The organism is Microcoleus sp. LEGE 07076, from assembly GCF_015207455.1.
Taxonomy (GTDB): domain Bacteria; phylum Cyanobacteriota; class Cyanobacteriia; order Cyanobacteriales; family Microcoleaceae; genus Microcoleus.
Window position 1 is genome coordinate 1 of the sequence record NZ_JADEWV010000264.1, and the last position, 6,746, is coordinate 6,746.

6 protein-coding genes are annotated in these 6,746 nt (G+C 49.7%); 2 read left to right on the top strand and 4 right to left on the bottom strand.

Annotation, left to right across the window (positions count from 1 at the left end):
- Positions 1-251: 251 nt before the first annotated feature.
- Both clpS and IQ270_RS26570 read right to left on the bottom strand, forming a co-directional pair.
- Positions 252-533 (bottom strand): ATP-dependent Clp protease adapter ClpS, encoded by a 282-nt coding sequence (gene clpS, locus IQ270_RS26565; RefSeq protein ID WP_193976163.1) that lies wholly within the window; start codon positions 531-533, stop codon positions 252-254.
- 330 nt (positions 534-863) lie between these two features.
- Positions 864-2,036 carry an RNA-guided endonuclease TnpB family protein gene (locus IQ270_RS26570; RefSeq protein ID WP_193976164.1) on the bottom strand — a complete coding sequence of 391 codons (1,173 nt, stop codon included), beginning with the start codon at positions 2,034-2,036 and terminating at the stop codon, positions 864-866.
- A gap of 89 nt (positions 2,037-2,125) precedes the next feature.
- Here IQ270_RS26570 and IQ270_RS26575 point away from each other — a divergent pair, with 89 nt between their 5' ends.
- Positions 2,126-2,716 carry a DUF3172 domain-containing protein gene (locus tag IQ270_RS26575; RefSeq protein ID WP_193976165.1) on the top strand — a complete coding sequence of 197 codons (591 nt, stop codon included), beginning with the start codon at positions 2,126-2,128 and terminating at the stop codon, positions 2,714-2,716.
- A gap of 90 nt (positions 2,717-2,806) precedes the next feature.
- Here IQ270_RS26575 and IQ270_RS26580 read toward each other — a convergent pair whose 3' ends face one another.
- Entirely contained in the window at positions 2,807-4,138 is a 1,332-nt protein-coding gene (locus tag IQ270_RS26580; RefSeq protein ID WP_193976166.1) for an AMIN domain-containing protein, read from the bottom strand.
- Between the two features lie 90 nt (positions 4,139-4,228).
- Here IQ270_RS26580 and IQ270_RS26585 point away from each other — a divergent pair, with 90 nt between their 5' ends.
- Positions 4,229-4,786 (top strand): NUDIX hydrolase, encoded by a 558-nt coding sequence (locus tag IQ270_RS26585; RefSeq protein WP_193976167.1) that lies wholly within the window; start codon positions 4,229-4,231, stop codon positions 4,784-4,786.
- A 51-nt stretch (positions 4,787-4,837) separates the two neighbouring features.
- Here IQ270_RS26585 and IQ270_RS26590 read toward each other — a convergent pair.
- Positions 4,838-6,746: calcium-binding protein (locus tag IQ270_RS26590; protein ID WP_305076229.1), on the bottom strand; the 1,909-nt coding region annotated here is incomplete at its 5' end.

Consider the following 6,746-nt stretch of genomic DNA (forward strand, 5'->3'; position numbering starts at 1 on the left):
CGTTATTAATGTCCGAAGATCGAGAGTAGAGATTGGAGAGTGGAAGCAGGCGATCGATCTGACCTAGGTCCGAACCACCGTCCGAACCACTTCCGGTCTGGTTGATGCCAACCCTGCTCTTCAAATTTCCCGATCGACCGCATTAAACATACTAAAAAGCCAGGGGTTCAACCCTTGGCTTTTTAGTATAAGTGGTATCAGGTACGAGTCAGAAACCGGCTGGGCTTCGCCCTGCGATTACCTGTACCGTTTTAATCGTCAGGTTCGATGCTGCTGCTCAATCCGTGATTGTTAAGCGTTTCAGCGTAAAACTCAGCGTGTTCCAGAGCGCAAACAATCACAAGTCCCAGCCCGTTCGTGTGGGCTTCCATCATCACATTCACAGCCTGTGGCTGAGTCAGACTCGGTACCGTCGCCATCAAAGTCTGCACCACGTACTCCATAGGATTGAAATCATCATTGTGCAGCAGAACGCGGTAGCGCGGTGCAAGCTTGCGGACTGTGGAAGGCTTTTGAATAATTTCGACAGACACTAATCTATACCTCCTAACTTGTAAAATGTTAAAATTTGTCAACCATCTTGAGCCGGATTCCTCCGCTGTGCAAGAGTATGTCACTTTCAGCTATTTTATTGAAATCTGAAAATTCAGACAAGGCGGTATCATCGCCGATCGCCCGCAGCGAACCCAACACCAAACCCAGCGGGGGTGTTTCCTGCCTGTAGCCGCCACCTTTCTAACGCCATAATATTAGAAAGGCCAGAGCAGTCAAAAATAAAAAAACTACTAGCTGTTGAGTCCCCCAAACAGACGGAATCTTAATTTGACATCCTCACCGGGTTCAAGCCGCAGTGATTCCCACAATCACCGCTTACATATTTCTGCTTCATCGCAACTGCCATCAGACTTATGCCTATCCGGTCTTACATTCGCTCCACAGACTTTCACCGCAAGCCCTGCGGCAAGTATGTTTTTGGCTGCATTCACATCCCCGTCGTGGTGAGTTCCACACTTGGGGCATTCCCATTCCCGAATATTCAACGGCAGTTGTTCAACGATGTGCCCGCACTGGACACACCGCTTAGAACTCGGAAACCAGCGGTCAATCTTGACAAAGGTGCGACCGTACCAGCCGCACTTGTATTCAAGCTGTCTGACCAACTCACCCCAACTCGCATCGGTAATCGAGACGGCAAGTTTCCGGTTCTTCATCATATTTTTCACAGCCAAGTTCTCAATGGCAATGGTTTGGTTTTCGCGCACCAATCGAGTCGCCAACTTGTGAATAAAATCTTGTCTGGCATCACTGATTTGTTGATACACTTTAGCCACTTTGAGCCGCGCTTTGTGGCGATTTTTAAAGCCTTTTTGTTTGCGGCTCAAACCCTTCTGAGCTTTCTTGAGCTGGCGGTGTTTGAGGTGAAAACCTTTGGGATTGGCGACTTTTTCACCCGTACTCAGAGTGACCAAACTGGTCTTGCCCAAATCCGCTCCCATTGCATTCCCAGACAAAGGCAATGGTTCAATTTCGATATCCACCAACAACCAAACAGTCCATCGGGACGATGGCGAGAGCTTCACCGTCACTTGAGAGGGGCTTGCACCTTCGGGCAATGTGCGGCTCCACCGCATCGCCAAAGGTTCAGCGGACTTAGCCAAATAAACTTGACCGTCCTTGAACTCAAATGCGGACTTGGTGAATTCAGCACTACCGCCGTGGCGCTTCTTTTTGAAGTTCGGGTATTTTGCCCGATCGGCAAAAAAAATCCTGAATGCAGCTTGAAGGTGTCGGAGCCCTTGCTGCAATGGCACACAGCTAACTTCATTGAGAAACTGAAGCTCGTCTTCTTGTTTCCAAAGGGTCAGCATTGCCGAACTTTCAACGTACCCAATGCGTTTTTGATGTTCGCACCAAGCTTCCGTTCTGGCAGCCAGGGCGCGGTTATAGACCAAACGAGTACAGCCCATCGTCCGCCTCAACAGGTTTTCCTGTTCGGGCGTAGGATATAAGCGGTACTTGAAGGCTTTTTGCGTCATGCCTCACTTTATACCATTTATTTTGTAATACGCGCAATTTTCGATGTAAAGCCGTCCTACAAGGACGGGGTTCCCACCCACATTTTCTGATGAAACGCAAACCTAACTCCTACAACGACGACAGATTCAGCGACGCATTCCGAGACGAAGACTCCAGCTCGTTTGGCGGACAGTCGCGCCGCCAACCTCAGTCAGGTAAACCTTCTTTTCTCAATTCCGCTACCCTAGGGATTTTAACAGCCGTTTTTATTCTGGGAGTTGGGATTGGGATTGCTTTTAGCTCCACAGCTACAATTAGCCCAGAAAACGTAGCATCCCGCGAATTTATCGATCGCAGCGCCCCGAATCCAGAACTTTGCGTGCAGTTTGGAGCCAGCGCGATGGTGACAGATATGCGCCTCTACGTCACCCTCAACCCCTTTAACGTCTACATCTCGCAGCCGAGTATGCGCCCTGGATGCGTCCTGCGAACCAATAACTGGGCAATTCTCGAACAAAGAAAACTGATCGACCAAAACCAAGTGCGCGAGTGCAAAAATCGCATGAACACCTTTGGCTTCACCGGGCCATTGGAAGGTCAACCGCAAATTAACTGTATTTACCAAAACGACGGCGCTAAAAACCTGTTCCTCAACCAACCGGGTTCGATCGCCCCAACGGTGGAAGGTCAAAATTTCTAAACCGCCGACGAGAGGAGTTTTTAGGCTTAGTGAAGTACAGATTTTGGCTGGGGACTTAGGCAAAGCCTAAGTCCTTGCTGTATGTCAAAATCAAAAACCTAATTGAGGCAAATCTTCAGTTAACTGAACTTGCAAAATTTGGCCAGGTTGAATAGTAGCAGGTTGAGGAGCAGCGACATAAGTGGTAGCAACACCTGCTGCAGCTCCAGCCAGCAAACCGATACCGGAAAAGCCGCTCAGCAAGAACAAAGCTAAGCCACCAATACCGCTGTTGCGGAACAGGCTGCGATCCTCCGGCTGTTGTCGGCGGCCTTCGACGGGTGAGGAGCGAGCAAACAGAGGAACATTGCGGCCGTTGATACTAATAGCTTCGACCACAAATCGACTGCCGAGGTTAGTTGTTTCAAACCGACCGATGACTGGCGTATTCGCAGGTACGATCGTATTTCCGCGGCTGTCGAGAATTCCCCCTTGCAGCAGTAGCACTTCCTGTCGGCTGGGTTTTGCACCAGCCAGGCGCAAAGGTCGATCGCCCGGGTACTGCAAATTGAGTTCCGAGCCCGCCGCCAACAAGACATTCGCCCCAGCCGCCACTTGCCGAGGCCGATTCGGGCGATCGCCAGGAAGCGGCTCGCCAAAAGTAAGAGTAGGCTGTTGGGGCATAGCAGCAGCCGTATTTTGAGGAGCTAGGCTTCGTACAGCAGCAGCTCGACCACCCTGGCGTTCATCCAAGCGAACACTGACTAAAGGCACTGTTATCGGTCGGATTTGGTCATTTGGAGTTGTCTGCGGTGAGTAATTTGTAGTTAAATTCCCCGAAGCAGGAGACGATTGTCGATCGACCTCTGCTGCTACTGTTGAGTTAGAATCTATCGGCAGCTCGTTTGGCGGTACTTGTATTCCTGGCTGGGGTTGAGTTTTGGGAATTTCCCCGCTCTGAGTCAGTTCGATCTGCGGACGCAACACCCAGCGATTTTCTACCCCGATTCTTTGGAATTGAATTTGTTCGCCGTTGAAAGCAGATCCCGGAGCCAAATTGACCAAAATTCTTGTGGTTCCCGCCCGCAGTTGACTTACTCCCACAGAACGAACAGTGCCTTGCGGGTATAGCTGAGTTGCATCCACTCCGATCTCAGTATTGGGCAAATCCACAGCAATTTGACTCGGGTTGATTAGAGAATATTGAGGAGTTGTTCCCTCTGGGAGAGTAATTTCTAATTGATTTGTGGCGGGATCGAATTGCCAACTTGTGACTGTAGAAGCATTTGCTGGTTGCTGCGTTATTTGCACTGTCGCTACAGCAGCCGCGACTGCTAGACTCAGACTCAGTGACTCGATCGCAAACAATCCGGGTGCGACAGAATTAACAGTCAATTTTGGTAAGTCTTCCCCAAATCTGGTGAATAATGTTTTGTATGGCATGGCTGCTGGGTGAAATTTTTGATCTGAAATAGATTATTGATGGAAAAATTTTGCCGTTTAATGACGCTGAAAGTTTAGCATTATTGCGATATGAAAAATTTAAATAAATGGAAATTATTGCAATCGCGCTTCGTTCTTAACAACAAGTGGTGTCAGGTCAGACAAGATGAAATAGAATTGCCAAGCGGACAAATTATCGACGACTTTTTTGTTTGTGTCCGACCTAATATCGCCCTAGTATTTGCCGCCACAGAGCAGCAAGAACTTGTATTTGTGCGCCAATACAGGCACGGAGCAGGCGAAATTTTACTGCAACTCCCGGGCGGAAGTTTCAATCCTGCTGAAGAAAGCGGCAAATCTGCTGCTGCCAGAGAACTTGCCGAAGAAACTGGATATGTTGCTGAAGAAATCTGGGAACTAGCAACTTTATATGACAACCCCGTAAAAGACACCAATTGTATTTACCTATACCTTGCTAAAAATGTCAAACTTGCCAGCCAAATACAATTGGATATTACAGAAGATGTTGAAGTAGTTTTAGTCCCCATTGCCGAAGTTTTGTTAAAAATAGCAAACCGAGAAATTTGCGTATCAGGAAGCATCGCAGCTATTTTTTTAGGATTAGATTTTTTGAACAAACAGCAGTAAGGTCGGGTGTGCACGGATCTCTACACGCTGTTTGTTCGAGTGAGTTTTGCCTTAGTGAGAAAAAGTCACGCAATCGAGAGCAGTAATAGCATTACTAGGCCCAAAAACATTAGCCAAAACCTCCCCAGTTGCAGCAACTTGCAGGACATAACCGTTCGGCGCAGAGCTAATTTGTAAAGAATCAACACTCAAGCCGCCGGCGAGAACAAACTTATCAGTTCCTACTTCAAAATTGAGGATAGTATCGATACCGCTGTTGCTATTTAACACAAAACGATCGCTCCCACTACCTCCAATTAAAGTATCGTCTCCCCCGTCGCCAAACAGCCAGTCATCGCCTGCACCCCCATTCAGAATGTCGCTATCTTTCCCTCCGTAAATTGTATCGTTACCCTCATCGCCATTGAGAGTATCTTGGCCTTCATTTCCGTAGAGAAGGTCGTCGCCGCTGCCGCCGTTGATGCAGTCTTGCTGGCCGTTTGCACCCACCGGGCCTAGGTCATTTTCCCCTCGATCGCCAAAAATGGTATCGTTGCCATCACCGCCGCACAAAATATCGTTGCCGTCATCGCCATAAATCAAGTCGCTGCCAGCATCTCCGTGTACTAAATCGTCATCCTTGCCGCCCTGAAGAGTATCGTTGCCAAAACCACCGCCGAGAGAATCGGAACTCTCGCCGCCGTTGAGATAGTCGTTACCATCTCCCCCAAACAGCAAGTCGCGGCCGTTGACATCGCTGACTAACTGGTTTGCCACGCCGCCGTAAAGAGAATCGTCTCCCTCATCGCCGACAATGGTGTCAGCACCGAGTTCGCCCCAAATCATGTCGTTATCTTTGCCGCCGTAAGCTAAGTCATTACCTTTGCCGCCAAAAATGCTGTCGTTACCGCTACCGCCGCCAATGATGTCGCCGGTGTCATTGCCAAAAATTAAGTCGGCTTCATCGGTAACATTTATGCTGTGTGAGGGATTGCCATAGTCACCGAGGATGGTATCAGAACCTTGATTGCCGTAGAGAGTATCCGAGTCAGTTTCGCCGAAAATGCGATCGCCCCCTTTTCCTCCAAACACCACATCCCGACCGTTACCGCCGACCAAAGTATCGTCGGCTTCTTCGCCGTTAAGCAAGTCGTTGCCGTTGCCTCCAACCAGAAAATCTTGCCCCTCCGGGTCGCCGTCTAGGGAGTTTTGGACGCCGCCGAACAGAGAGTCGTCTCCGCTGTCACCGTAGAGGCTGTCCGAGCCCTTGTCGCCCCAAATCAGGTCGTTTTCTTTGCCACCGTAGGCGATGTCTGCGTCTTTGCCGGCGTAAACAGTGTCGTTGCCTTGAGTGCCATCAATGGCATCGCTGGAAGAACCGCCGAAAATCAGGTCGCCGTCGTTACCTGTCAAGTCGATGTTGTTGCCGTTGTCGCCGACGATCGTATCGGAACCGCGATCGCCGTACAATGTGTCGGAATTGCGATCGCCAAATATGCGATCGTCTTGTTTGCCCCCAAACACCAAATCATTTTCTTTGCCGGCGTAAACGATGTCGTTGTTCCTGCCGGCAGCGATGAAGTCTTGCTGTTGGTCTCCAAAGACGATATCCGAACCGCCTTCGCCTAAAAGCGTGTCATTGCCCTCAAAAGAGACAAAGAGTTCGTTAGTGTCGTTCCCTGTTAAATAATCGTTTCCGGGAGTTCCGATGACAGAGTTTTTGATGTCAATGAGTGCGGAGGCGCTGGAGTCGAAGTTGAATATTTGGGAACGCTGGGGTTGGATAAATGCGATCTCCCTCAGCAGGGGCAAGGGTTCGCAACCGCAACCAGTATCCGGTTCGGGAACTCCGGCGAAAATAGGAGTCGGAGTTTGTCCACCCGGAGTTGGAGTCGGAGTTTGTCCACCCGGAGTTGGAGTCGGAGTTTGTCCACCCGGAGTTGGAGTCGGAGTTTGTCCACCCGGCGTTGGAGGGGGAGTG